The 25,243-nt window shown below is 63.8% G+C and carries 25 protein-coding genes and 1 pseudogene; 6 read left to right on the top strand and 20 right to left on the bottom strand.

Features of this window, described 5'->3' with window-relative positions; translation table 11 throughout:
* Position 1 precedes the first annotated feature (1 nt).
* Complete coding sequence (locus AABB87_RS04395) at positions 2-2,821, top strand: ATP-binding protein (protein WP_341970087.1); 2,820 nt, start codon at positions 2-4, stop codon at positions 2,819-2,821.
* Positions 2,822-2,945: 124 nt separating this feature from the next.
* Here AABB87_RS04395 and AABB87_RS04390 read toward each other — a convergent pair whose 3' ends face one another.
* The 9 genes and pseudogenes from AABB87_RS04390 to AABB87_RS04350 form a co-directional block, all read right to left on the bottom strand.
* Entirely contained in the window at positions 2,946-3,710 is a 765-nt protein-coding gene (locus AABB87_RS04390; protein WP_341970085.1) for a DNRLRE domain-containing protein, read from the bottom strand.
* Between the two features lie 105 nt (positions 3,711-3,815).
* Complete coding sequence (locus tag AABB87_RS04385; RefSeq protein ID WP_341970083.1) at positions 3,816-4,397, bottom strand: PEP-CTERM sorting domain-containing protein; 582 nt, start codon at positions 4,395-4,397, stop codon at positions 3,816-3,818.
* A 32-nt stretch (positions 4,398-4,429) separates the two neighbouring features.
* A complete protein-coding gene (locus AABB87_RS04380) occupies positions 4,430-5,917 on the bottom strand; it encodes a PhoX family protein (protein WP_341970081.1) in 1,488 nt (495 codons plus the stop codon).
* A gap of 366 nt (positions 5,918-6,283) precedes the next feature.
* Positions 6,284-6,706 carry a BLUF domain-containing protein gene (locus AABB87_RS04375; protein ID WP_341970079.1) on the bottom strand — a complete coding sequence of 141 codons (423 nt, stop codon included), beginning with the start codon at positions 6,704-6,706 and terminating at the stop codon, positions 6,284-6,286.
* Positions 6,707-7,066: 360 nt separating this feature from the next.
* Complete coding sequence (locus tag AABB87_RS04370; protein WP_341970077.1) at positions 7,067-7,825, bottom strand: MgtC/SapB family protein; 759 nt, start codon at positions 7,823-7,825, stop codon at positions 7,067-7,069.
* A gap of 195 nt (positions 7,826-8,020) precedes the next feature.
* Positions 8,021-8,368 carry an FKBP-type peptidyl-prolyl cis-trans isomerase gene (locus AABB87_RS04365; protein ID WP_370454859.1) on the bottom strand — a complete coding sequence of 116 codons (348 nt, stop codon included), beginning with the start codon at positions 8,366-8,368 and terminating at the stop codon, positions 8,021-8,023.
* A 30-nt stretch (positions 8,369-8,398) separates the two neighbouring features.
* Positions 8,399-8,743, bottom strand: a pseudogene (locus AABB87_RS04360) (FKBP-type peptidyl-prolyl cis-trans isomerase); the annotation flags it as partial.
* 2 nt (positions 8,744-8,745) lie between these two features.
* Positions 8,746-9,672 (bottom strand): tRNA glutamyl-Q(34) synthetase GluQRS, encoded by a 927-nt coding sequence (gene gluQRS, locus AABB87_RS04355; RefSeq protein ID WP_341970075.1) that lies wholly within the window; start codon positions 9,670-9,672, stop codon positions 8,746-8,748.
* Positions 9,673-9,722: 50 nt separating this feature from the next.
* On the bottom strand, positions 9,723-10,721 hold the full coding sequence (locus tag AABB87_RS04350; protein WP_341970073.1) for a LysR family transcriptional regulator: 999 nt from the start codon (positions 10,719-10,721) through the stop codon (positions 9,723-9,725).
* Positions 10,722-10,870: 149 nt separating this feature from the next.
* Between AABB87_RS04350 and AABB87_RS04345 the strand changes: the two genes are divergently transcribed.
* The 3 genes from AABB87_RS04345 to AABB87_RS04335 are packed head-to-tail and all read left to right on the top strand — an operon-like array spanning position 10,871 to position 12,975.
* A complete protein-coding gene (locus tag AABB87_RS04345; RefSeq protein WP_341970071.1) occupies positions 10,871-11,605 on the top strand; it encodes a pirin family protein in 735 nt (244 codons plus the stop codon).
* A 54-nt stretch (positions 11,606-11,659) separates the two neighbouring features.
* On the top strand, positions 11,660-12,214 hold the full coding sequence (locus AABB87_RS04340) for a flavodoxin family protein (RefSeq protein ID WP_341970069.1): 555 nt from the start codon (positions 11,660-11,662) through the stop codon (positions 12,212-12,214).
* A 32-nt stretch (positions 12,215-12,246) separates the two neighbouring features.
* The gene (locus AABB87_RS04335; RefSeq protein ID WP_341970068.1) at positions 12,247-12,975 is read left to right on the top strand and encodes a DUF599 domain-containing protein; all 729 of its coding nucleotides are present in this window, start codon (positions 12,247-12,249) and stop codon (positions 12,973-12,975) included.
* Between the two features lie 59 nt (positions 12,976-13,034).
* Here AABB87_RS04335 and AABB87_RS04330 read toward each other — a convergent pair whose 3' ends face one another.
* From AABB87_RS04330 to AABB87_RS04295, 8 genes are all read right to left on the bottom strand, one after another.
* On the bottom strand, positions 13,035-13,277 hold the full coding sequence (locus tag AABB87_RS04330; protein WP_341970066.1) for a hypothetical protein: 243 nt from the start codon (positions 13,275-13,277) through the stop codon (positions 13,035-13,037).
* Positions 13,278-13,430: 153 nt separating this feature from the next.
* Positions 13,431-14,198, bottom strand: coding sequence for an ABC transporter ATP-binding protein (locus tag AABB87_RS04325; protein WP_341970064.1), 768 nt, complete (start codon positions 14,196-14,198; stop codon positions 13,431-13,433).
* A 19-nt stretch (positions 14,199-14,217) separates the two neighbouring features.
* Positions 14,218-15,333, bottom strand: a complete 1,116-nt coding sequence (locus AABB87_RS04320) for a succinylglutamate desuccinylase/aspartoacylase family protein (protein WP_341970062.1) — start codon at positions 15,331-15,333, stop codon at positions 14,218-14,220.
* A gap of 8 nt (positions 15,334-15,341) precedes the next feature.
* Positions 15,342-16,028 (bottom strand): ABC transporter permease, encoded by a 687-nt coding sequence (locus AABB87_RS04315; protein WP_445944834.1) that lies wholly within the window; start codon positions 16,026-16,028, stop codon positions 15,342-15,344.
* Complete coding sequence (locus AABB87_RS04310) at positions 16,028-16,717, bottom strand: ABC transporter permease (protein ID WP_341970057.1); 690 nt, start codon at positions 16,715-16,717, stop codon at positions 16,028-16,030. Before AABB87_RS04310 ends, AABB87_RS04315 begins: the two co-directional genes overlap by 1 nt.
* Before the next feature lie 12 nt (positions 16,718-16,729).
* Complete coding sequence (locus AABB87_RS04305; RefSeq protein ID WP_341970054.1) at positions 16,730-17,527, bottom strand: lysine/arginine/ornithine ABC transporter substrate-binding protein; 798 nt, start codon at positions 17,525-17,527, stop codon at positions 16,730-16,732.
* An 83-nt stretch (positions 17,528-17,610) separates the two neighbouring features.
* Positions 17,611-18,609, bottom strand: coding sequence for an alpha/beta fold hydrolase (locus AABB87_RS04300; RefSeq protein WP_341970052.1), 999 nt, complete (start codon positions 18,607-18,609; stop codon positions 17,611-17,613).
* Positions 18,610-18,613: 4 nt separating this feature from the next.
* Entirely contained in the window at positions 18,614-19,429 is an 816-nt protein-coding gene (locus AABB87_RS04295; protein WP_341970050.1) for a sulfurtransferase, read from the bottom strand.
* 77 nt (positions 19,430-19,506) lie between these two features.
* Here AABB87_RS04295 and AABB87_RS04290 point away from each other — a divergent pair, with 77 nt between their 5' ends.
* The gene (locus AABB87_RS04290) at positions 19,507-19,734 is read left to right on the top strand and encodes a SlyX family protein (RefSeq protein WP_058720094.1); all 228 of its coding nucleotides are present in this window, start codon (positions 19,507-19,509) and stop codon (positions 19,732-19,734) included.
* Between the two features lie 25 nt (positions 19,735-19,759).
* On the opposite strand, the gene AABB87_RS04285 is transcribed toward AABB87_RS04290, so the two are convergent.
* From AABB87_RS04285 to AABB87_RS04275, 3 genes are all read right to left on the bottom strand, one after another.
* On the bottom strand, positions 19,760-20,632 hold the full coding sequence (locus tag AABB87_RS04285; protein ID WP_341970046.1) for a DMT family transporter: 873 nt from the start codon (positions 20,630-20,632) through the stop codon (positions 19,760-19,762).
* A 103-nt stretch (positions 20,633-20,735) separates the two neighbouring features.
* Positions 20,736-21,290, bottom strand: coding sequence for a LuxR C-terminal-related transcriptional regulator (locus tag AABB87_RS04280; protein ID WP_341970045.1), 555 nt, complete (start codon positions 21,288-21,290; stop codon positions 20,736-20,738).
* A gap of 9 nt (positions 21,291-21,299) precedes the next feature.
* Positions 21,300-21,707 carry a PaaI family thioesterase gene (locus tag AABB87_RS04275; protein ID WP_341970043.1) on the bottom strand — a complete coding sequence of 136 codons (408 nt, stop codon included), beginning with the start codon at positions 21,705-21,707 and terminating at the stop codon, positions 21,300-21,302.
* Positions 21,708-22,562: 855 nt separating this feature from the next.
* Between AABB87_RS04275 and AABB87_RS04270 the strand changes: the two genes are divergently transcribed.
* The gene (locus AABB87_RS04270) at positions 22,563-25,139 is read left to right on the top strand and encodes a TolC family outer membrane protein (protein WP_341970041.1); all 2,577 of its coding nucleotides are present in this window, start codon (positions 22,563-22,565) and stop codon (positions 25,137-25,139) included.
* Positions 25,140-25,243: the final 104 nt, after the last annotated feature.

Genomic DNA, 25,243 nt, shown 5'->3' with positions numbered 1-25,243 from the left:
GATGTTTCACCTGCAATCTCTCGAACTGCTGCATTGGGACTATATCCAGCGCGTCACCATGCCGCTGGACGGCGCCATCATCACCATCGCCGGCCCGAACGGCTCGGGCAAGACCACACTGCTCGACGCGATGCGCACCTTGCTGGGCCTGGAATGCTCGGGCGGGCGCACCTACAAAACCTATGCCCGCCACGCTAACGCCGAAACCGCTTGGCTGCGCGCCCTGGTGGATAACCGCCCGCGTGGGCGCCAGAACAGCTCGCGGCCCTTTGCCAGCTCGCTGCTGTATGCCGATCAGGTGACCCTGGTCTGCCGCATCGAGCGCCATGGTGGCGACTGGCAGCGCCGCTACATGATGCTGGACGGCGTGGCCGAGGTGGAAGCCGTGGCCGAGAAGGGCGAGAAAGACTGGATGGGCATCGAAGCCTGGCGCCGCCGCCTGGAAGCTGCCGGCCTGACCCGCGCCATCGGCCGTGTGCTGGCTCTGGAGCAGGGCCAGACCGACCGCCTGTGCGAGCTTTCACCAAAGGAATTGCTGCGCCTGGTGTTCGAGGTGTTTGGCGACCAGGAAGTGCTGGACCGTTACGACCAAGCCCGCAGCCATCAGCAGCATCTGCTCAAGGAAGTTGAGCAGGCGACGCATGAGCTGTCGCACACGCAGGCGCAACTGTCTGATTTGTCTAACCGCGTCACCAGCTACCAGCAGTACCAGCTGCGCCTGCGCGAGCGTGAGCGCCTGGCCACCGAGGTGTTGCCGGTGCTGCAGTGGAGCGAAGCCCGCCAGCGTACCGCCCAGGGCCTGCGCGAGTTGCATCGCCAGCGCTTGTTCGCGCGCGCCGACGAGAACACCCTGGCGCAGCGCCGCGCCGATCTGCTCAAGCTGTTTGAAAGCTCGGCCCAGGCCAAGACGCGCCTGAGCGAGATCGAGCAAGAGCGCAAGCAAAATCGCCTGGCCTTCGACGCCGCCCGCGAGGCCGAGCGGCCGATGGAGTTGCTGGCCAAGCGCGAGGAAGAGCTACGCACCCTGGCCGCCGTGGAAGCCGATGCGCAGGAACTGGCCCAGCGCGTGCAGGACTTGAGCGGCCGCCAGCACAGCCTGCGCGAAAGCTTCACCCGCGCCAACGACCAAAGCAAAAAGGCCCAGGCCGCGCTGGAGGCCCTGAGCGGCCAACGCCTGCCGCCGCCGCCGGTGGAGGTGACACGCTTCCGCCGCGCGCTCGACGATGCTGGCATTCACCACCATGTGCTGGCCGATTGCATCGACATTGCCGACGAAGCCTGGCGTGCCGCCGCCGAAGGCATGTTGCGGCCCTCACGCTGGGTGGTGGTGCTGCAAAACGCCAAGGACGAATCGCACGCTTTCGCCCTGGCCTCGCGCGAGCGCTACCGGCATTACGTGGTGGCCGAAGCTGAAAGCTTGCCCAGCTCGGTGCCGCCGGATTCGCTGCTGGCCGCGCTGAAGATCAATGCCAAGCTGCCGGCCTGGCTGCTGCGCCAGCTCGGCGCCATCCGCCGCGTGAAGGACACCGAGGCCGGCGCCAAGGCCGGCGGCGAGTGGATCACGCCCGACGCCTATTACCGCGACGGCCGTGGCGGTCGCAGCCTGTGGGTGGAGCCGCGTGAGTTCCAGTTCGGCGTCTCCGCGCTGGAATCGCGCCGCAAAGCGCTGGAAAGCGAGCTGGCCCGTTACGACGCCGAGCTGACCCGCTTGGCCAAGGAACAGGCCGAGGTGGAGCGCCAGTTCAAGGACGCGCAACGCGCCGCCCAAGGCCACAAAGCTGCCCAAGAGCTGGGTGAGCGGGCGGACGAATTCGCCGCCTGCCGCGAGCGCCTGCCCGCGCTCAAGCAGGCCCGCATCGAGGCCGCGACCCGCATGTCGGCGCTGGAGGCCGAGCATGACCGTGCGCTCACGCAGCACACCCGGAGCGAACGCGATTACGAGTCCGCCCAAGCCTCGCTGAAAGCCAGCGAGGACAATGTCGGCCGCGTGCAGCGCGAGCATGGCGCCCGCCGTGCCGAATTGGCGCAGGCGGCCAAGGCCTCGAAAATGGCGCGGGCCAACTTCCCCGCGAGCTGGGTTCAGGCGGCCACCGTGCAAGCCTTGCGCGACGAGTTTGAGAACGCCAAGCAGGCCGAAATTGCCGGCCGCCATGTGCAGGCCGAGCTGGACAACGGCGTGTGGGAAACCGACCCGCAGGTGCAAGACCGCCACGCACGCATGAGCGTGGCCGTGCTGGAACAAACCGCCCAGCTCGACGACCGACGCGCCAGCAATGAGATGGCCCGCATCGCCGCCTTCAACGCCCGCGAGCGCTATATCGACGTGCTGCGCGCCACCGTGCGCCGCTACAAAAAGAATGTGCAGGAGCTGGGCGAGCTGGCCGGCGTGATCGCCGTGGCCGAGCTGCCGCATCTGGACAACGACGATATGGTCCTGGCGCAAGCCGGCCTGCAAGTGCGCTTCAACTTCGACGGCAAGGGCGAGGTCGGCCTCAACGACGGCGAGGCCTCGGGCGGCCAGCAGGTGCTCAAGAGCTTGATCTTGTTGGTGGGCCTGATGAAGGACGATGACAGCGCCGGCGGCTTCGTCTTCATCGACGAACCCTTTGCCCACCTGGATGTGCGCAATATCCAGCTGGTGGGCCACTTCCTGCGCTCCACCCGCGCCCAGTATTTGCTGACCACGCCCATCACCCACAACGTGGAGGTGTTTGAGCCGTCCGAGATCACCTTGGTGACCAGCAAAAAGGCGCGCGGCGAGCGCTGGGCGCCGCCCATTGCGGTCTTGGCGCGCCGGGCGGAGAAGTCGGTTTACGACTGAGCCGCCAGGGGCGCAAGACAGGGCGGGGGGCACTACAGCCCATTCGCCCTGCCTTTGTAGCCACCCGCGCCGGGCATCGGCTGATGCTGCCGGAAGGGGCTCTGGCTCGGGTTTTGTTTATCGCTCAGGCTTTTCGCGAGCGTTTCAGGTTCACCAGTGCCAGCAGGCCGCCAGCCATCAGCAGCCAAGCTTGCGGTTCGGGCACGCTGGACACCACATTCACTTCCAGAAGCGGGCGCAGCGCGGCGCTGCTGGATTCGCTGCTGTGGAAGTCCACGCCGTTGGTGCCAGCCAAATAGGGTGTGAGCAACCAGCCAAAAGCGGCCTGCGCTTGGCCTTGCTGGGTGATCAGCGACTGGGTGAGGTCGATGCTCAACCAGCCATTGCTGACATTGGCGTTCCCGTTATTGGCCCCGAAGCTGGCCAGCACGGCGGCCTCGGCCTCCACGCCATTGAGTTGCACGCCATTGCCCAGCGAGTTCCAGGTGACCTTGGCTTGGCTCCAGTCGCTCAGCAGGCGATGCACGGTGAAGCCGCTGCCGGGATCGAAGACATTGAGCTTCAAGGTAGCGGACACGATGGTGTCACTGGCCTTGATCTGGCCGGCTGCGCTGCCGAACAAGTGCTCAAAGCGGATCAAGCCCTGGTTGGGCTTGGCGCCTGGGCTGCCATCGTCACCGTCGATGCTCAGCGAGGCGAGTGCGCCGTAGTTGGTGTTGCGGCTATCGCCGCCGCTGGTTTCATTGCTGCGAATGTGCGCGTCCTGGGTGCCGGCATAGCCGTTGAGGCCTTGCTGGAAGCTCAAGGTGGAGGTGCCTGCGGCCGAGGCTTGAAGGGCGGGTGCCAGCAGGGCTGCTGCGGCAATGAGGGGTAGCAGGGTCTTTTGCATGAGATGTACAGGGTTCAAGAATTGCGTTGGAGCTGCCGCTGAGACGAGCTCACGGGGCGTGGGCGCATCTCAGTCGGTACATGCTTGTTATGAAAGCGCGCGGGTTTACTGAGCGCTCTTGCGACGAGCCGCCCAGCCCAGCACGGCCAAGCCCGCCAACATCAGGGCGTAGCTTTCGGGTTCGGGCACAGCGACGCTGATGCTGAAGGTGTCACCGACTTGGGCGCCTGTCAGGTCCAGGGTCCAGTCGCCGGCGCCCTTTTGTTGCAGGGGGTTGCCGATGTAGAACTCGGTGGTGACGCCGGGCTGGCCGAACTGGGCCCAGAGCGACTGGCTGCTGCTGCCGCTGGCCAACACGGTCTGGAAGCCGTCGGTCGTGACCGTGCCTGCCGGGGCGGCAAAGCTGGCGCCCTTGAGCTTGAGGCTGAGGCCTTCAAAGCCCAGGCCGCTGAAGTTGCGCACCAGGGCGTTGAAGCTCAGCAGCGGTTGGTTCAGGTCAGCGGCTTCCACGCTGAAGTTCAGCGTGGTGCTGCCCAGCTTGTCGAAGTTGAGGTCGAAGAAGAGCTGGCTGGCCGTGGCAAAGCTGGCGTCGACCTGGGCTTGGCCTTGGGCGCCCAGGTACTGAGCGGCATGTGATTGGCTGGCCAGGGCCAACAAGGCGGCGGCGACGAGGCTTGTTTTTTTCATGATGAGTATCCGATGAAATAAGGAGTCAGGGCTCAGAGCGAGCCGTTGAACCAGGGGCCGGTGATGGCGACGGTGATGCCGGGCGTCTGGATGTTGACGAACAGGAAGCGGCCGGTCGGGTCGAAGCAGGCGCCGCAGAATTCAGAGCTGCGGTTGTCGCCGGCCAGGGTGTTGCGCTTGCCGGCGGCCGTCAGCTGGGCGGCGTTGAGGTTGACGTTGTTCTTCACAAAAATGAAGGTGTCGCCCTCGGGGGTCAGGCCCATCAAGCGGCTGCCGAAGCCGAAGCTGTCGGTGGCGCCGCCGCCGTCTTCGCAGATCACGATGCCGCCACGCGGGCTGACGGTGAGGTTGTCGCCGGCGTCGCCGACCAGTTCAGAGGCGCTGGCGTAGATGCAGACCAGGGTCTGTGTGGTCAGGTCCAGCTCCCAGATCGCGCCACGGCCGACGTTGCCGCCCGAGGTGTCCATCACATAGAGCTTGCCGGCGTGGTGCCAGATGCCTTCGCCGCGGTTCATGCGCAGCGCGCCTTGCGCCCAGCCTTGCACAAAGGGGCCGGCGCAGTCGTTGATGTTGACGCCGTTCAAGCCCTTGGCGGTGCCACGGTTTTGGTCGGGGTCAGCAATGTCCACCCACTCCAGCTCATAGCTTTGTTCCAACTGGGCCGGGGCGATGTTGACGTTGTTCTGACCCTTGACCTTGGCCATTTGCAGACGGCCGCCCTGGGCCAGGCTACCCAGGCTGCCGGGCACGACGTTGGGGATGTAGCGGTAGAAGCCGGACTTGCCGGACAAGTCTTCGGTCAGGTAGGCGATGCCCGAGACGGGGTCGATGGCAACGGCCTCGTGGCCAAAGCGGCCCATGCCCACGATGGGCTGGCCGGTGGTTTGGCTGGGGTCTGCGGCGCACTCGAAGACATAGCCGTGCTTTTTGCCTTGGCTGCTCATGCTGTCGGAGCTGACTTCTTCGCAGCTCAGCCAGGTGCCCCAGGGCGTGGGGCCGCCGGCGCAGTTGGTGCGGGTGCCGCCCAGATTGGCGTCGGTGCGCAGCCAGTTGCCGTCGCGGAAGACCAGATTGGTGGTGCCGCCATTGAAGTAGTTGCTGCCGGACATGCCGGTGTCGTAAACGGCGGGGGCGCCAAAGTAGCTGGCGTCGGGGCCGGTGGAGACTTCGTGGTTGCGGATCAAGACCAGCTCGGTGCTGCGGCCAACGCGGCGGCTTTGCACCACGGCCATGCCGTCGTGGGCGCGCGGGGTGGGCTTGCCATTGCTCATCGCGTCGCCGGTCCAGCCATAGCTCTTGTAGCTGAAGCCGGCCGGCAGTTGCAGCAGGGGCAGGCCGGTCGTCAGGTCTTTGACCGGGGCGATCGGGCCGTAGGGGCTGGCGATCAGCACGGTATTGCCGGCCGCTTGTGCTTCGCGGCTATGCAGGGCGCCGAGCGTGGCGATGAAGGGCAGAGCGGCGGCAGCCGAAGCGCTTTTCAGCAAGTGGCGGCGCGAGGGGGCGAAGTTGTTCTCTGTCATGGCGCAATAGCGTTCTGGATTGAATGGTTGGTCGACTGGCGTCCTTGCTCTCGATGCACTAGAAAAAGGTCGAGAGCTCAGCTTGTTGGGCAGGCGGGCAGGGCGCGGCGCGATTCTGCGGATCTAAGGTTGCGCGCCTAGGGCAGCTGACTGCCTTGATATGAGCCACTTGGACTACGGCCATTGGCCACTGATGGCGATGGTGGTGCCGGGTGTGAGGCCTGCGCGGAAGGTGCGGGGGATTGCTTGACGCAAGGCACTGATGCCGCGTTCTTTACGTGCCGCTCGTCCCCCAAGGACGCACAGTGCTCATCCGCATTGAATGTTCTTGGCGCGCCCTGCTTGATGCTGAGCACCCCGTCCGCCCTAGTTACTCGAGCGAAAGCTCATCAGGAATTTGAGGGCTTCACTCTTGGGGTTCACGATCTTGGAGGCGTCGTAGTTGGGCCTAAAAAAGGGGATGCACTCGGGATGCGCCGCCAGTTCGCTGTGGCTCAGGATGCGCAAACCCATTTTCCAGCTGGAGAAATCGCGCTCGGCGATGGGCTCACGGAACAACTCCAACACATCGTGATGTCGTCTGTCCCGGTGGATGCGCGCCATCGTCTCATCCAGCGCTGCGGGGCTGCCTTCGAGAATCTGCAAAAAATTGCCGTCGCTGTACAGCAGCATGCCCGTCACCTCATGGGTGCCGTTGAGGCGGGCGGCTGATTCAAGCAAGCTCTTTAAGGCTTGCTCGCTCAGCAGGCCAGTCGCAGAACTGACATAGGCCAGGTGTTCCAGGGACATGGCAATGACTCCTGTTGAACTCGCGTCGCCACCAGACGGTCAAGACCTGCGGGCAAGATGGGTTCGCATGTGAACCACGGTGCAGACTCCTTTCGGACTCAGTCTGGGACTCACTCAATATACCTACACATCAAACAGCGCCTGCAAGCTGCGGCTTGCACGCTGATGGTTCGCTGCTTGAAATCGGGGCGCAGCTGCAAGTCATAGGCGTGGGCTTGCCATTGAACTTGGGCCTGGGCTTGGGCGGAGGGTGCGAGAAGAAGAACAGCACTCAGGCAGCTGAAACACGAGGCGAGGAACTTGGGGGCGCGTGGCGTCATCGGCAGCTGCTTGTTGGCGGTTTGTGAAAGTGCGGCCGCCTCAGTTTCTCGCATGGGTGACGCGGAATTCGGCCACGCCGGGGATTTCGTGCACCCGGCTGGCGAAGCGGGTCAGGGTCTCGCCACCAAAATTGCGTTTGGCGGTGCATACAAAGCGCCATTCTTCGCGCCCGCCCGTCAGTTCGATGCTCAGCGAGCCCGGCGCGAAGCGAAAGCCCAGATCGTTGGAGAACTTGATCAACTCGGCCTGCTGAAACTGGCGCTGCGGCTCGCCCCTGAGCATCACCGCAATGGCCGGGTGCGACGGCAGCAGGGCTTCCAGTTTGGCGCCCCACATCATCAGGCTGGCGCAGAGCAGGGTCAGCATGATGGCGGCAAAGTAAAAGCCCATGCCCAGCAAAATGCCGATTGAGGAGGCGGCCCAGAGCGAGGCGGCGGTGGTCAGGCCGCTGATATTCATGCCTTCCTTCATGATGACGCCGGCGCACAGAAAGCCAATGCCTGTGACCACGCCCTGGATCACCCTTGTGGGGTCGGCCAGCGGCGGGGGCAGGCTGCCGCCTTGCAGCCCGCCGTACCACTGAAGCGGATAGGCCAGCAGGATGATCACGCCGGTGGAGGCCATGCAGACCAGCGCATAGGTGCGCATGCCGGCGGCGCGGCCGTGGTAGGCGCGCTCATAGCCAAGCACCAGGCCCAGCACCATCGCGCCGACAAGATGGAAGAGCATCAGCACATTGGCCTGCCATTGCTCGGCGGTCCAAAAACGCATCAGGTGCTCAAGGTCGAGCAGGTTCATCAAAGGCCTCCTGCGTTGGCTGCATTAGCTGCACTAGGTGCACCAGCTGCTTTGATGCTACGCCCGCGAGAGAGCCGGGCGGGCAGAAAAAAGGCCCCAAATGGGGCCTGTTGTGCATGCAGTGCATGTTGCCGAGCGTGCTGCCGAATATGCGGCAGTGCGTGCTGTCATGCACGCATTGTGTGCCCTGCCGACTTAGACGGCCAGCAAGTCCACTTCGAACAGCAGTGTGGCGTTCGGGGGGATCACGCCGCCGGCGCCGCGGGCGCCATAGCCCAGCTCGGCCGGGATCACCAGCATGCGGGTGCCGCCAACCTTCATGCCTTGCACGCCCAGGTCCCAGCCCTGGATGACTTCGCCTTCGCCCAGGCCGAAGCGGAATGGGTCGCCACGGTCTTTGCTGGAGTCAAATTTCTTGCCGCGCGCGCCGTCTTTGTAGAGCCAGCCGGTGTAGTGCACGGTGACGCGCTGGCCGGCCTTGGCTTCGGCGCCTTCGCCCAGCTTTGTGTCTTCGAGCTGCAGGCCGCTGTCCAGCGTGGTCAGGTTCAGCGTGATAGGCTCATTGCCGCCGCTGACGCCCAGCAGTTCCACTTCAAAAATCAGCGTGGCATTAGGCGGGATCACGCCGCCGGCGCCGCGCGCGCCATAGCCCAGCTCGGGCGGGATCACCAGGGTGCGCGAGCCACCGATCTTCATGCCTTGCACGCCTTCGTCCCAGCCGCGGATGACCATGCCGCCGTCCAACTCGAAGTTGAAGGGCTGCTTGCGGTCCTTGCTGGAGTCGAACTTGGCGCCCTTGACACCATCTTTGTACAGCCAGCCGGTGTAGTGCACGCTGACGTCATGGCCAGACTTTGCTTCTTTACCGTCGCCGACCACGGTGTCTTCGAATTGCAGGCCGCTGGGGCTGGTGTTCATCGCTATTCCTTTAATGCGGAGCCATCCCGAGGAAGGAGGGATGGCGAGGCGGGCATCATAAATCCTCGCCAGGCATTGAGGGCCTGGGCCAGCACATCACCCAGCTGGGTGGCGTGTACTTGCAGGCCTAAATGGCTGGCGGCGGTGCGCAGGGCGGCGGCCGGCTCACGCAGATCCAGGGCAGCGGCGCCGTTTTGCTTGGACAGCTTTTCGCCGTTCTCGCCCAGCACCAGGGGCGTGTGCAGATAGCGTGGCCGGGGCAGGCCCAAGAGCTCTTGCAGGCGGATCTGGCGCGGGGTGTTTTCGGCCAGGTCCTGGCCGCGCACTACGTCGGTGATGCCTTGCTCGGCATCGTCCACCACCACGGCCAGTTGGTAGGCCCAGAGCCCGTCGGCGCGTTTGAGCACGAAGTCGCCCACTGCCTGGCTCAGGTTTTGGGTTTGCGCGCCCAGGCGGCGGTCGAACCAGTCGATCTGCAAATCCTGCCTGGCTTGCAGATCGGCCGTGCTGAGCAAGCGCCAGGCGCGCGCCGGGCGGCCTTGCAGGCCGTGGCGGCAGCTGCCGGGGTAGACCAGCTCGCCATGCCGCTGCGGGCTTTGCTTTTGCATCAGGGCGATCTCGGCCCGGGTGCAGGCGCAGGGGTAGGCCCAACCAGCATGCTGCAGGCGGCTCAGGGCTTGCGCATACAAGTCGCCGCGCTGCGATTGCCACAGCGGCGGTGCGTCGGCCAGCAAGCCGCATTGGCTCAGCTGCTGTTGGATCAGCTCGGCAGCGCCTGGCGGGCAGCGCGGGCCATCCACATCCTCGATGCGCAGCAGCCAACGCCCACCGTGGGCGCGGGCATCCAACCAACTGGCCAGCGCGGCCACCAGGGAGCCGGCATGCAAGGGGCCGGTGGGCGAGGGCGCAAAGCGGCCGACGTAGGGCATGGCGTTCGGTAAAGCTGCAGTGAAAGCGGTAGTCAATGCGGCAGGCCGGTTCAGAGAATCAGCCCTTCGTGCTGTTCCAGCAGCGCCCGCCGGGTGGTGGGGCTGGCCAGCTGTTGCAGCCACCAACTCAGCGCCCGGCCAGGGGCCTGGCCGCCATTGGCATTGCTGCGCCAGGCGTAATGGGAGGGGAAGCTGCGCCGGCCCTGGTCGGTGGCCATCTGCACCAAGCGGCCGGCTTCCAGATGGCGCCGCACCATGGTGGCGGGCAGATTGCCGCAACCCAGGCCGCGCAGCAGCGCCTCGAGCTTGGCGGCCATGCTGGGCATGGTCAGCACATCCTGGCCGGGCATGACGTTGAAGGTCATCGGCGCCAGGCTGCGCGCGGTGTCGGCCACGGTGATGACGCGGTGGGCCGCAATCACCTCGGCCGTCAGCGGCTGCGCGGCCTTGGCCAGCGGGTGGTGGGGGGCGACGCAAAACGCCATTTCCAGATCACCAATCAACTCGCACTGCACCCCGGCGGTGGGTGGCTGCGAGGAGGTGCCAATGGCCAGATCGCCCTGGCCGGAGGTCAGCGCCTCCCAGGTGCCCGACAAGACTTCAGTGCGCAGCTTCAGGCGAGTGGGCGGCGCGGTGCGCTCGCCGGTGGCGCTTTCGCAAGGCAGTTGGTAGAAGGCGTCGATCAGGTCGAACAGGGCGCGTTTGGCGATGGCGTCATCCACCGCAATGGTCAGCTCGCTTTCCCAGCCGGTGGCGATGCGGCGCACCCGGTTAGCCACGGCGTCCATTTCGCCCAGGAGGCGGCGGCCTTCGATCAGCAGTTCCTGGCCCGCGGCGGTCAGCACCGCTTGGCGCGAGCTGCGGTCGAACAGCAGCACATCCAGGGCGTCTTCCAGCTGCCGCACGCTATAGGTCAGGGCCGAGGGCACTTTGCCCATCTCGCGCGCGGCGGCCGCAAAGCTGCCGCTGCGCGCGATGCTGTCCATCATGGCCAAGGCTTCCGGCGAGAGGGCGCGGCTCTTGGGGGTTTGTGAAGGGCTGTGGGACATGGAGGTGCTGCTGGAGGCCATCCCTTCATCTTATTTGAATGTAGTCATCAAGCGGCTGCAGCCGCCACCCGGGTGTGCAAACCTACAGTGAGTTCATCGCAACACGCGCTGACAAGCAAGCAAGCGCAACAAGCTGGAGGCCACAAGCCATGATCGAACTCATCAAATCATCTGAACGCGGCTACGCCGATCACGGCTGGCTGAAGTCGCACCACAGCTTTTCCTTCGCCGACTATCACAACCCCCGGCGCATGGGCTTCGGCGCCTTGCGTGTGATCAACGAAGACCGCATCGCGGCCGGCACCGGTTTTGGCACGCACGGCCACCGCGATATGGAAATCATCAGCTATGTGCTGGCCGGCGAGTTGGCGCACAAGGACAGCATGGGCAATGGCCAGGCGAATGCGCAAGGCGCAGGCCATGCCGACGGTGTGATCCGCCCCGGTGATGTGCAGCGCATGAGTGCGGGCACCGGCGTGATGCACAGCGAGTTCAACCATGCGCAAGGCCAGGAAACGCATTTCCTGCAAATCTGGATTCAGCCCGACCAGCGCGGCATCAAACCCAGCTACGAGCAAAAGCACTTCCCCGTGGAGCAAAAGCGTGGCGCCTTGCGCCTGGTGGCCTCACCGGACGGCGCGCAGGGCTCGGTGCAGATCAATAGCGATGCCCGCCTGTACGCCGCTTTGGTGGACGGCGCCGAGCAGCTGAGCCTGCCCTTGGCCTCCGGCCGCCTGAGCTATGTGCACCTGGTGCGCGGCAGCTTGCAAGTCAATGGCCAGAGCCTGAGCGCCGGTGATGCCGTGCAACTCAGCCAAGAGCCTGAGCTGCAGCTGAGCCAGGGCGTTGACGCCGAGGTGCTGGTGTTCGACCTGGCTGCGTGATCAAGGCATTTCCTTTCAACCCAACCCAACCCAACTCACTCTGAGAGTAGAACCATGAGCAAAATCGTTGTTGTGTTTCACAGTGGCTACGGCCACACCAAGAAGATCGCTGAAGCCGTGGCGCAAGGCGCCGGTGCCAGCCTGGCCGCCATCGACGCAGAAGGCAATTTGAGCGACGCGGACTGGGCCAGCCTGGCCGCCGCCGACGGCATCATCTTTGGCACGCCCACTTATATGGGTGGCCCGTCCTGGCAATTCAAGAAGTTTGCCGACGCCTCCAGCAAGGTCTGGTTCGGTCAAGGCTGGAAAGACAAGATGACGGCCGGTTTCACCAACTCGGCTTCGCTCAACGGTGACAAGTTCAACACCGTGCAGTACTTGTTCACCCTGTCGCAGCAGCATGGCGCGGTCTGGGTTGGCGCAGGTGTCTTGCCTTCGAACAGCAAGGCCGCAACCCGCGACCTGCCCAACAGCCTGGGCTATAGCACCGGCTTGCTGACGAGCACGCCTTCGGACGCTTCGGTGGACGAAATGGTGCCCGGTGACTTGGTCAATGCCCAAGCCTTCGGCCAGCGTGTGGCGGCTGCCGTGGCGCGCTGGGCGCGGTAAATCGGCAAGCACTGCCGAGTAAAGTTGAGGGCATGAAAGCACTGCTCACTGTCCTCAATTTTCTGCCTGCCATTGACTGGCTGGCGCTGCTGGTGTTTTTTGGTGGCTGGCTCGGCTACGCGGCCTTCGCCAAGCGGCAGAGCCAGTTCGAAGGCACTTTGCTGGCCGCCACCAACCGCGAGCGGCGCCGCTGGATGCTGCAAACCACTTACCGTGAGGTGCGGGTGATCGACGGCGTGGTGGTGCAGAACCTGTCCACCAGCCCTTCGTTTTTTGCCTCCACCACGATTCTGATCATCGGCGGCTTGTTGGCGAGTTTGGGCGCGAGTGAAAAGGCGACCGAGCTGGTGCATGAGTTGCCCTTCGCGGCGCGCACCACCAACCTGGTGTTCGACCTCAAGCTGGTGCTGCTGATCGGTATTTTTGTCTACGCCTTCTTCCGCTTCACTTGGAGCATGCGCCAGTACACCTTCGGCGCCTTGCTGGTGGCGGCCGCGCCTTCGTCTGAGGCTTTCATTGAGCAGAAGCTGTCGCGCGAAGATTTCGCCAACCGCGCTGGCCGCCTGATGGGCATGGCCGCCGAGACCTTCAATGACGGCCTGCGCGCCTACTACTTGGCCTTTGCGGCCATTGCCTGGTTCTTCTCGCCCTGGGCCTTCATGGCCGCCACCTTGGGCGTGCTCTTCGTGCTGTATCAGCGCGAGTTCCGCTCCGACGTGCTGGCGGTTTTGCAGAGCGACGAGCCGCGCAGCCAGAAATGAAAACTGCCCGCTTGTTTGCGCAAGCGGGCAGTGCGTGTGATCGGCCCGGGCCGTCGGTTTTACTTGACCGTGCCGAGCTGCTCCAGCTTTTGTTGGCGCAGGGCCTCGCGTGCATATTCCTGGTCGGCCGGCGTCATCGGCTGCGCACCCTTGCGCGGCAGGCGGGAGCCTGTCACGTAGGACTTGTCGTCCAGATTGCTGTCGCTGTTGACGGCGACGGCGGTGCTGCTGCAAGCCGACATGGCGGCCGTGAAAACGGCCAGCAGGCTCAGGCCGATAGCCCGGTGCTTGAGAATCTTCATATTCATTACCCTCGATGAATGCAGTCTGCGCCCTTGGTTTTCGGCAAGTGGGGCTGACAGACTCTGACTGGGACCTTGCTGATTGTTCGTGGATTTTGGCCGCGAACACAGGGCCCCGTCAGCACGGGTAAACCTAGGCCTCAGCCTAGGGATTTACTTCAAACCACCGCTCAAAAACTGCTGCAAACGCTGGCTCTGCGGCTTGAGCAAGACCTCGCGCGGATTGCCTTCTTCCTCGACCCGGCCCTGGTGCAGGAACAACGTGTAGTTCGACACTTCACGGGCAAAGCCCATTTCGTGGGTGACCACAATCATGGTGCGGCCTTCAGCGGCCAGGTCACGCATGACCTTGAGCACCTCGCCCACCAACTCGGGGTCCAGCGCCGAGGTGGGTTCATCAAACAGCATCACCTCGGGGTCCACTGCCAGCGCACGGGCAATGGCCACGCGCTGCTGCTCGCCGCCGGAGAGCTGCGCCGGGTAGACATCTTTGCGGTGCGACACGCCCACTCGCGCCAGCAAGGCCTCGGCCTTGGCAATCGCCTCGGCGCGCGGCTGGCCCAGCACGTAGATGGGGGCCTCAATCACGTTCTCCAGCACCGTGCGGTGGCCCCAGAGGTTGAAGTTCTGGAACACCATGGCCAGGCGCGAGCGCCAGTGCTGCAACTGCTTGGCATCGGTGGCCTTGAGGCTGCCGTCGCGGTCGCGCGCGAGCTTGAGCACTTCGCCATTGAGCGAAAGCTTGCCCTCGAAGGGCTGCTCCAGCAAATTCAGGCAGCGCAAAAAAGTGCTCTTGCCCGAGCCGCTGGAGCCGATCAAGGTGATCACATCGCCTTTTTTGGCCGACAGGGAAACGCCCTTGAGCACCTCGCGCTCACCGTAGCGCTTGTGCAGGTCCTCAACAATCAAACTGGCAGTCATGGTTTTGCTTCTCGTTCTTTCAGGCACTCAGCAGCTTGCCGGTGCGCGTGGCTTCTTTGCCGGCCACTTTGGCCACGTTCATGCCGGCCGTGGCAAAACGCAGGAAGTCGCGGGCGAAGAACAGGCCGTCCACCGGGCTCTTCAGCTCGGTCACGGTGGCCGAAATGGGGCAGATCACATGGGCCAGCACATCGCCGGCCTGCACCGTTTCACCCACCTCACGCAAAAAGCTCAGCACGCCGGTCGTCGTGGCTTTGATGGGCATGCTGCCGGCCAGGGGGCGGGCATCGCCCACGGCTTCGGGGAGGGCGGGGCTGTCACCACTGATCAGGCCGCGATGGGCCAGGAAGTCGATGATGTGCTGCGCATCTTGCTCGGCCAACGTGTGCGTCACATCGACGGCGCCGCGCAGTTCAACCGTGACCGACAAGCAGGCTTGCGGAATGGCAAAGCGCTCGCCGAACTTGGCTTTGAGCTTCCACCAGATTTGCGAGCAGGCTTCGTCAAAAGGGTTGTCGCCCGAATCCTGGGCCAGCAGCGTGACCCGCGAGCGCAGGAAGCGCGCCAGCGCATCGCACTCGGGCCAGCAGGGCGTTTCGGTGTACAGATGCATGACGGCCTGTGCGTCGCAATGCAGATCGAGCACGATGTCGGCATCGCAGCTCAAGCTCATCAAGATGCGGCGCTGTGACTGCAGCTCGGTGTGGGCGGGCGAGGCATCCACGGCCTTCTTCAACTCACGCCGTATCACTTTGACGTTATGCGCGGCGTCACCGTTCAACTCGGCTTCGACGGCCGCCGCCACTGCTTCGGTTTGCTCGGGGTAGTGGCGGTTGAAGTTCTCGCCGGTCTGGGTCTCGAAGCGGCCCATATGCATGTACAGCAAGTGCTGGGACAAGCCGATGGGGTTGGCCATGGGCACCAGAATCACTTCGCCGCTGATGCGGCCAGCGGCCTGCAAGGCGTCGAGCTTTTTGCGCAAGTGGTAAGCCACCAGCATGCCGGGCAATTCGTCGGCATGCAGCGAGGCCTGGATATAGGCTTTTTGCCCGCCCGTCTGACCGTAGTGCAGCGAGATCAGCTCGCGTTGCGTGCCGGGGGCGGGGGAGATCAGGCGATGGGTTTGGATGGCCATTTTCGTTTTCAACGGGGCATCAGGGGCTTGAGCCATTTGGCCTCGGCCTTGTGGAACAGCGCCACCAGAACCAGGGTCAGCAGGAAGTAGAAGCAAGCCGCGGTGATGAAAGCTTCGAAGGGGATGTAGTGGGTGGCGTTGACGCGCCGGGCCGCACCGGTGAGGTCAAGAATCGTCACGATGCTGGCCAGGGCCGTGCCGTGCAGCATGAAGATGGCCTCATTGCTATAGGCCGGCAAGGCGCGGCGCAGGGCCGAGGGCAGCACGATGCGGCGGAACATCACCCAGCGGCTCATGCCGATGGACTTGGCCGCTTCGATCTCGCCCGCGGGCAGGGCGCGGATGCTGCCGGCAATGATCTCGGTGGTGTAAGCGGCGGTATTGAGCACAAAGCTCAGGCAGGCGCAGAACCAGGCCGAGCTCAGATAGGGCCAAAACACACTCTCGCGCACCGCCTCGAACTGGGCCAGGCCGTAGTAAATCAGGAAGAGCTGCACCAGCATGGGGGTGCCGCGGAACACATAGGTGTAGACCCAAATCAGGCGCGAGATCCAGCTGCCCTGCAGGCTGCGCAGCACGGCCAGCGGAACGGCCAGCAGCAGGCCCAGACCCAAGCTGATCAGCAGTAGCTGCAGCGTGGCCCAGGCGCCGCTGAGGTAGAGCGGCAGGTTGTCGATGATGGTGTCGATGGCAATCACAGCACACCTCGGCGCACGCCAGTGGAAAAGCGCTTTTGCAGCCAGTTGAACAGCAGTTCCGACAAGCTGGTGAAGGCCAGATAGATCAGCGCGACGGCCAAGTAGAAGACGAAAGGCTCGCGGGTGGCGCCGGCCGCTTGCTGGCCGCGCGTCATCAAGTCATGCAGGCCAATCACCGAGACGATGGCCGTGCTTTTGATCAGCACCAGCCAGTTGTTCGACAAGCCCGGCAAGGCATGGCGGAACATCTGCGGGAAGGTGATGCGCCAGGCGATCTGCCAGTTGCTCAGGCCAAAGGCCAGGCCGGCCTCGCGCTGCCCCGGCGGCACGGCCAAGAAGGCGCCGCGGAAGGCCTCGGTCAGGTAGGCGCCGAAGATGAAGCCGATGGTCAGCACACCGGCCACATAGGGATTGATGTCGATGTAATCCTCATGCCCCATGGCCATGGCGATGCTGTTCACTGCGACTTGGCCGCCGTAGAAGATCAGCAGCATCAGCACCAGGTCCGGCACGCCGCGGATCAGCGTCGTGTAGAGATGGGCGACGCCGCGCGCCGCCCGCCACTTCGACAGTTTGGCCAGGGCGCCCAGCAGCCCCAGAATCATTGCCATCGCCAAAGAGGCCAGGGCCACGCTCAGCGTGACCCCGGCGCCCTCAAGCAGGCTGGGTAAAAAGCCATGCAGCATGTTTAAACGGGATTACTTCTTCTTGATGGAGATGTCGTAGTCGAAGTACTTGTCGTTCAACTTCTTGAAAGTGCCATTGGCTTGTGCGGCTGCAATGGCCGCGTTGAACTTCTTGGCCAAAGTGGCTTCATCGGCCTTGCGCATGCCGACGCCGGAGCCGACGCCGAAGTACTTCTCGTCATCGTAGTCAGGGCCGATGAAGGCGAAGCCCTTGCCTTCGGGCTTCTTCAGGAAGCCGAAGTCGGCGGCTGGTGCATCGGCCAAGGTCATGTCGATGCGGCCGGACTTCAGATCCAGAAATACCTGGTCCTGGGTTTGGTAGCGCACGATCTCGCTTTGCTTGAAGATGGCCGCGGCATAGGCTTCGTGGATGGTGGCGCTTTGCACGCCAATCTTCTTGCCCTTCAGGCCAGCGGGGCTGAGGTCGAACTTGGCACCGGCCTTGGCGACCAAACGGCCGGGCGTGTTGTAGTAGGGGTTGGAGAAGGCGATGGCCTTCTTGCGCTCCTCGGTGATGGACACCGAGGCGAAGATGGCGTCTACCTTGCGCGCTTGCAGGGCCGGGATCAGGCCGTCGAAGTCTTGCTGCACCAGGGTGCACTGGGCCTTCATCTCGGCGCAATAGGCTTGCACCAGCTCGATCTCAAAGCCTTTGAGCTTGCCGTCGGCGCCCACTTCGGAGAAGGGCGGGTAAGCGCCTTCCACACCGATGCGGATTTTCTTCCAGTCCGGCGCTTGGGCTTGGACGCTGAAAGCGCTGCAGGCCAGCGCGGCGATTGCGGTGAGGGCGATCAAGGTACGGCTTTGCATGGGATTTCCTTTTGGGAACATGGGGAACACAAGTATCTACGCAAGTCAGGACAAGATCTTGCAACGGTGACGCGCGATTTCCCTTAGGGTTTGAGCGTAGTCAGGAAGGAAAGAACAGGTGCCAGGCTGGCTTGTGGGTCTTCTTGCTGGGGCGTGTGTCCTAGCCCGGGCAACAGGGCCAGCCGGGCGCCGGGAATGTCTTTTGCAAAGGCCTCGGCGAACTGCGGTGGAATGAGCCGGTCTTGTTCGCCCCAGAGGATCAGTGTGGGGGCCCGCAAGCCCTTGATCTCCGCGCTGCGGCTGCCGGGCGTCATCTGGCTCAGCCGCTGCCGCAGTGCTTCGCGGTTGCCGCTGCGCAGGGTCAGTTCGAAAAAGCGGTCGATCACCTCAGGGCTGGCGCGATTGGGGTCACCGTAAACGGCCCGCACACTGCGTGCCACCAGGGCGCGTGGCAGCACCACATCCCCTAGGCGATTCAGCACCGGCGTGCGCGCTAAGGCAAAGCCCAGCGGCACGTCCAGTGGGGCCATGGCGTAGCCGGCGGCGTCCACAAGAATCAGCGCACGCACTTGCTCGGGGTGATCCAGGGCATATTGCCAGGCCAGCTCACCGCCAAGCGAATTGCCGGCCAGCATGACCTCCTTGATGTCCAGCTTTTGCAGCAGGCGTTTCAAAAAGGTCAGATAAGCCTCGTTGCGATAGTCTTCCTGCGCGGAAGGGCCCGTCAGGCCGAAGCCCGGCAGATCAACCGTGATCACGCGCCGCTCGGGCAGCTGCTTTTGCAGGCGCTCGACCCAGCCGGCCCAGGTGTGCAGGCTGTCCGAGGTGCCGTGCAGCAAGAGCAAGGGCGTGGGGTCGCCGCGCGGGCCGACATCGCGCAAATGCACCAGCTGACCTTGCAACTCGATGAATTCCGAGGGCGGCAGCGCCCAGCGCTGCACCAGGGTTTCCAGTGGGCGGTCGGGCGCTTTGGTGGCGGCAAAAACCAAAGCCGCCAGCATCAGGGCGATGCCCAGCAAGCGCCAGCCACGGCCTTCGTTGGCGGGCGCCTGTCGCGGTTCAGCGTCGGGTTGGTTCGGCACCGGGTCAGTGGGCCGAGTCAGCGGCCTTGGCGCGGTGCGCTTCCGAGGCCGGGCGGGCAATTTCGGTGGCCGGCGCCAGGCCGGCGTCCAGCGCTTCACGTTGGTCGAAGACAAAACAGCTGCCTTGGTAATGCGGGCCGCCGGTCTCTTCGAAATACTTCAGGATGCCGCCTTCGAGCTGGTAGACCGGGCCGTCCAGTCCTTGCTGCTGCAAGTAGATGGCCGCCTTCTCGCAGCGGATGCCGCCGGTGCAAAAGCTCACGATGGTTTTGCCCAGCAAGTCTTTGCGGTGCGCTTGCACGGCGGCGGGGAATTCGCTGAATTTGTCGATGCGCCAGTCTATGGCGTTCTCGAAGGTACCGTAATCCACTTCGAAGGCATTGCGGGTGTCCAGCGTCACCACTGGCCGGCCTTCATCGTCATGGCCTTGATCCAGCCAGCGCGCCAAGGTGGCGGCGGGCAGGGCGGGCGCGCGCGGCAGGGCGTCGGGCCGAATGGCTGGGTGGTTCATGCGGATGATTTCGCCCTTGACCTTGACCAGCAGCTTTTTGAAGGGCACGGCCGCGCTCCAGCTTTCCTTGGGCGCCAGGTCGGCGAAGCGCTCGTCTTGCTTGAGGGCATCCACCCAGGCGCGCACCTTCTCGCCAGGGCCGGCCAGAAACAGGTTGATGCCTTCTTCGGCCAGCAGCACGGTGCCTTTGAGCTCCAGCGCCTGGGCGTGGGCCAGCAAAGTCTCACGCAGGGCGTGGCAGTCCGGCAGGCCCACAAACTTGTAGGACGAGATGTTCAGAACGGGGAGGGAGGCGCTGTTGTTTTCCATGGTCAGGGGTGGGATTGTAGGCAAGCCCCCGCGCTCTGCTTTGGAGCGGCGGCCCAAATATCGCGTCCAATACGGCGATGGACGCACAAGACATCAACGAAAAACGCCTGACCGAACTCGAAATCAAGGCCAGCTACGCCGAAGACCTGCTGGAACAGCTCAACGAAGTCGTGGTGCGGCAACAGCAGCAAATCGAGGCCTTGACGCGCGAGCTGCTGCAGCTGCGCGAACAGCGCAATCACAGCGGCGATGGCGGCGCGCCGGGCTTTCGCAGCTTGCGCGACGAGCTGCCCCCGCATTACTGAGCAGGGGTGTGGGTCGGCGTATTCGTCAGGCTTTGGCGGGCGGACGAGCCAAATAGACGCCCAGCACCGCCAAGCCCATGCCCAGCAAGGCTTGGCCGCTGAGCGTTTCGCCAAACAGTAGCCAAGCGAATACCGCTGTGAAGGGCGGCACCAAATAGAACCAGCTAGCGGTGTTGACGGCGCTGCCGCGGCGCACCAGCCAGTTCAGCAAGCTGATCGCCCCCAGCGACAGCACCAGGGTCAACCAGCCCAGCGCGAAGATGAATTCGCCCTGCCAGTCCACCCGCATATCTTCCGTGGCCCAGGCCAGCAGGCCAGTCAGTAGCGCAGTGGGAATGAACTGCGCCACCGCGCCGCTGCGCCAGTCAAAGCTGGCGCAAAACGACTTCTGATAAATCAGGCCTAGCGTGATGCCCAACAGCGCCGCCAGCGCGGCCAGCAGCGCCGGTAGGCCAAAACCCGTGCCAATCTTGCCCGCCACCACCATGGCCACGCCCACAAAGCCCAGCAGCAAGCCCAGCCACTGGTTGCGGCTAACCCGTTCTTTGAGCAGCAGCCCGGCGGTCACGGCCGTCAGCAAGGGCTGCAAGCCCACCACCAGGCTGGTGACGCCTGCCGGCAAGCCGCGCGAGATGGCGATGAAAACGCCGCCGAGGTAGACCCCGTGAATCAGCAGACCGGCAATGCCCAGGTGCAGCCATTGGCGGCCCGTGCGCGGCCAGGGCGCGCCGGTGGCCAGCGCGAGCAGGGTCATCAGCAGAACAACCGCCAGGTAGCGCAGCAGAAGAAAGGTCAGCGGCGGCGCATGCGGCAGGCCTAAGCGCGCACCGATGAAGCCGGTGGACCACAGCAGCACAAAGCCAAGCGGGAGTAGGGTGGTGGTTCGGTTTGTTGTCATTTTTTTCTTGCTGACTTTTGCCAGCTCCTGCCACTTGGTTCTGGTCACTACGTTTGACGCCCGCAGTCTTGCTGCGCGTGGGCGTCGCTCGCACTGAGGCGGCTTACTTCACCACCAGCTTGTGAATCAACTCCGGCGTCGAGGCTGCGCCGTATTTCTTCATCAAGCGGGCACGGTAGACATCCACCGTGCGCGGGCTGATTTCCAGCTTCTTGCCGATGGACTTGCTGGTCAGCCCTTCGATCAGCAGGGCGGCAATTTCGCGCTCGCGCGCCGTCAGCTCAGCCTTGATCTGGCGGTGGGCCGACAAATCTTCAAAGCTCCAGATGCCTTCGGCATGCGGGTCGGCCGGGTTGATGGCCCGACCCGAAACATGGCACCAGAAGAGCTGGCCCGCTTGTGGGCCGGCCACGCGTTTCATCACCCGGTCATCGGCGTAAAAGCCTTGTGCATCCAGGCTGGCAACGATGCGCTCCCCGGTGCGCTGGAACTCCATCAGGCTAGGGTAGAGCACCTCGAAACTCTGGCCAATTAGCTGCTCGCGTTCGGCGCCGAACATGGCCAGCAGTTGCAGGTTGCAGTCTTTGATCAGGCGTTTTGCGGAGAGAACCAGGCCGACGGGCGCGTGGTCAAAAGCGGTGCGGTAGTCCAGCGGCATGGGGCGTAATCAAAGCAGGGCGTAGGTGGTGGTGGATTGGGCGGCCAGTCGGCCGTCCGGGTTGGCAATATCGATGCTGCCAAAAGCCAGGCTTTTACCACTGCGCAAGACGCGCGCGGTGACGATGCAGTGATCCGCGCTGACCGGGCGCAGAAAGCTGGTCTGCAATTGCACCGTGGTCATGGGCCTGAATTCGCCCATTTGCGCCATCATCGCCAACACCATGGCCGTGTCGGCGGCCGCCATCGCCGCCTGCCCGCACATCACCCCGCCCACATGCACCAGCGCCGGGCCGACCGGCAGCCGCAGCTGAATGCCCTCGGCGTCGACGCTGATCACCTCCAGGCCCAAGTCCACGATCCAGGGCGCGAAGATTTTGGGGATGGCGGCTTGCAGGTCTTGGGGGGTCAAGTTCATGGGGCGATCCAATCGAAGGCGGTACAAAACAGGGGATGGGCAAGGCCTTGCACCTTGTTGTGCGCCAGCATCTTGCCAGCAGATTGGGTGCCTCGTTTCGCTGTGGCGAGTTTTAGTTCCTGCGAGGTGCTGCGAGAGCGACGGCCGCCCGCGCCAAAGCTCATGCTGCTGGGCCTGCAAACCCTCGCATCCCGGCCCTAAAGCCAGCACTCGGCGGGGCCTGGGCTGAGTGTGGCGGTTGCGGCATGTGCGCATATCGCACGAAGTTTGGGCTGAGCTGGAGGCTGCCGGCTGTCTGTGTCGAACCCTTTCGCTCGGCCTGGGAATGGCCGGGGTATTCACAAAACCGTCTTAATTAAGGCGTGGGTGCAGCGGAATCTTTGCTGAAACGACGAGTGGTTTTTCTAATCGGAAGATTCGGCTCTGGGCGGAGTTTGATCGCATGCCATGCGAGTTTGCGTGGCTTGGTCAGGGTGGCGTGAGGAATCAATTCATTTCGCGAAAAGGAACAATAAAGCACGTGTTTCATTGCCGAGTTGCAGGGCTTGCACAACAGGGGCTCAGTTAACATCCCGAGGGGAATATTCCATAAATTTGGCGGCTCAAAACGGCTGCTGATGGTGTGGATGAAGGCGAGGCTTCGATTTTGAATTGCCGCGAACTCCGAGCTTGGGCAATGTCTGAGCTTGGTATTGACCTGGAGCGTGAGTTTTCAAGTTCTGAGAATTAAAAGAATGTTCGTGCGTTGCTGGCTTGAAGCCCGGAACGAGGGCTAAAAAAAATACTGTGCTGAACTCGAATCAGAGTTCGGCCTATGTTGGGAGGGCGCGCCTGGCTGGGTGCGCAACTGCAGATATGAAGAAGCGTTTGGCCCTTGCGGCCGTTCAATGGTCGGTGGCTGCTTGTGTTGCTGCCGCTCCGATGTGGGCCTTTGGCCTCCCTGGCGCTTACACGGCGTCCTCCCAGTCGGTGGGTAATGGCAGTGCCGTCTTGCAGCTGACTTTGCCGCAGGGGCGTTTGACCCAGATGCTGCCTTCGAAAAATGGCGGCGGTCTACGTTTGATGCTCAAGCAAGTGGAGCGTGCCGAGCTGGATGGCATGGTGCGCCAGTTGCTCGCCGTTCCGGCTTTGGTGAAATCGGCGCGTGCCGATGTGCTGCCGAACCAGGACGCGGTGCTCTGGGTCGAATTCACGCCGACCTATCAATTGATCGACCAGACGTTGACCACGTCGGCTTCGGGGCTGTCGCGCTGGGACTTGCAGCTGCAGGCTCAGGCGCCTTTGAGTGCCGCCGCTGTCGCGGCCCCTGTTGAGCTGCGCGAGCTGCGGCTGGCGGCGCGTGATGACTTGCTGGATATTCATCTGACCGGCACGGCTGAACTGGCGGCGGAAGTGTCCGTTCTGGATCAGCCTGGGCGTTTGCTGGTGGAGTTTCCGGGCGCCAGCATGGCCTCGGTCGAGCGTCTGGCCAGCCAATTCAAGGCGCCTCCCGTGCCGTTGTTCGCGCGTGTCAGCGCCTCTCAGCAAGGCGGTGTGCCGCGCCTGGAGTTCAGCTTTCATGAGGACATCGATCTGGTCGACAGTCTGGGTGAGGTGCGCGACAACAAGGGACTGATCCGCATCAGCCTGGTCGCTGACCGGGCGGTGGCCCAGGCCCGCTTGGGTGCAGGGAGTGCTGCCAATGAAGCGCAGCTGCGCAGCATTGATGCCAAACTTTCGGCGCGCAGCGTTGAGCTGAGCCTGCCCGGCGTGCCACTGTCACGCCTGCAGTCGTATGCGCTGGATGAGCCGCCGCGCTTGGTGGTGGATGTGTTGGGTTGGCGGCCGGAGCAGGTGCGCGACGCGGCCGCCAAGTTTGTCTCGCCCCACGCCAGCATCGCTGCGCTGCGGGTGGAGTCCAGCCGCCAGGGTTCAGCCCGTTTGGTGTTTGATTTGACCGCGGCCACGCCCTTGTTGTCGCGCGGTGCCGTTGGCGCTGATCGTTATGCTATGGCGCTGCGCCTGCCGGGTGCAGGGGCGCCCGCATTTGATGCGAACAAACCGCGCCCGGCCACCTCCTTTGCCCGCCGTGATGATCGCCTGGACCCCAAGGCGCCGCTGCTCGTGGTGCGCCCTTTGATGCTCTTGCCGGCCGACCAGCCCGCACCAAGCCCAGAGGCCAGCAATGGCCTGAGCCTGATCTATGGCGCGGCCCTGGACCGTGACCCCAAGTATCAAAGCGCCAAGTCGGACTACGACATTGCCCAGCAGGCCGTGCCGCAAGCCCGCGCCGCCTTGCTGCCGACGGCCTCGGTGGACTACCAAAAGTCCTATCTGCGTCAGGATCTGCAGAAGGCCTCCAACATCACCTTCCCAACCGGGGTCACGCGCTATCCGAGCTCCAATCTGTCGCTGACCATTACGCAGCCTCTTTTGCGCGTGCCGGCGATGATCAAGTACAGCCAGGCCGGGCTGTCGATTGAGCAGTCGCGCTTCAATCTCTTGGCGGCAGAGCAAGAGCTGATTCTGCGTGTCGCCAGTGCTTATCTGAATGTGCTGGCTGGCACCGATGGGGTCGATCTGGCCCAGGCCGAGCGCGAAAGCACCGAGCGTCAGTTCGAGTTGGCCAAGGCGCGCAAGTCGACGGGCTTGGGCAATGTGCCGCAACTGTTTGAGGCCGAGGCCCGATTTGCCCAGTCGCGGGCCCGCGAACGCGAAGCGCGCAACCGCTTTGAAGACGCGCGTTTGGCGCTGAAGGAAATTGTTGGCGAGGAGCCCGGCGAGCTGCGCGGCTTCAAGGGTGACTTTGCCCCCACAGAGCCGATGCCGGCCGAAGTCGGCCCCTGGGTCACAGCGGCTCAGGAGCAGAACCTGGCGCTGCAGGCGCGGCGCTTGTCGGTGGAGATCGCTAGTTTGGAGATCCGCCGTCAGCAAGCCGGCTATGGCCCGAGCATCAATCTGGTGGCCTCGACGGCCAACCAGGACACCGGCGGCTCCTTGTTCGGACGCGGTCAAAGCTATAACAACACCGAGATCGGGGTGCGCGTCAACGTGCCGCTGTTCGAGGGCGGTATGACGACCTCTCTGGTTCGTGAAGCCGTGGCTCGCAAAGAGAAGGCCAGGAACGAGCAAGAGCAGGAGCTGCGCCGCAGTGACCGCCTGGCCCGCACCGCCTTCAACGGCGTGCTGGCCAGTGTGGATTCGGTCGAGGCGCTGCGCAAAGCGGTGTTGGCTCAGCAAAGCGCGCTGGAAGCGCGCGAGGAAGGTCTGAAGTCCGGCCTTTTCAATCCGGTGCAAGTGATGGATGCCAACCGGCTGTACTACACGGCCAAGCGTGAGTTCTTGCAAGCCCGTTACGACTACTTGCTCAACCGCTTGAAACTCAAACAAGCCGTGGGCGTCCTGAGTCGTCATGACTTGGATGATTTGGGGGCATTGCTGCAAGTGCAGTAATTGCGCAGAAGTGCCACCTTTTTGGGTGGTCACAAAAAGCCTCGGTGCACTGCCAGCACCGGGGTTTGCGAGCTTTTAAAGCGGCATTGCGCCAAGCGGCAGCA

The organism is Roseateles sp. PN1 (assembly GCF_038419725.1).
Taxonomy (GTDB): domain Bacteria; phylum Pseudomonadota; class Gammaproteobacteria; order Burkholderiales; family Burkholderiaceae_C; genus Paucibacter_A.
Note: the sequence above shows the minus strand (reverse complement) of the source record. Positions and strands in the feature narration are given on the sequence as shown.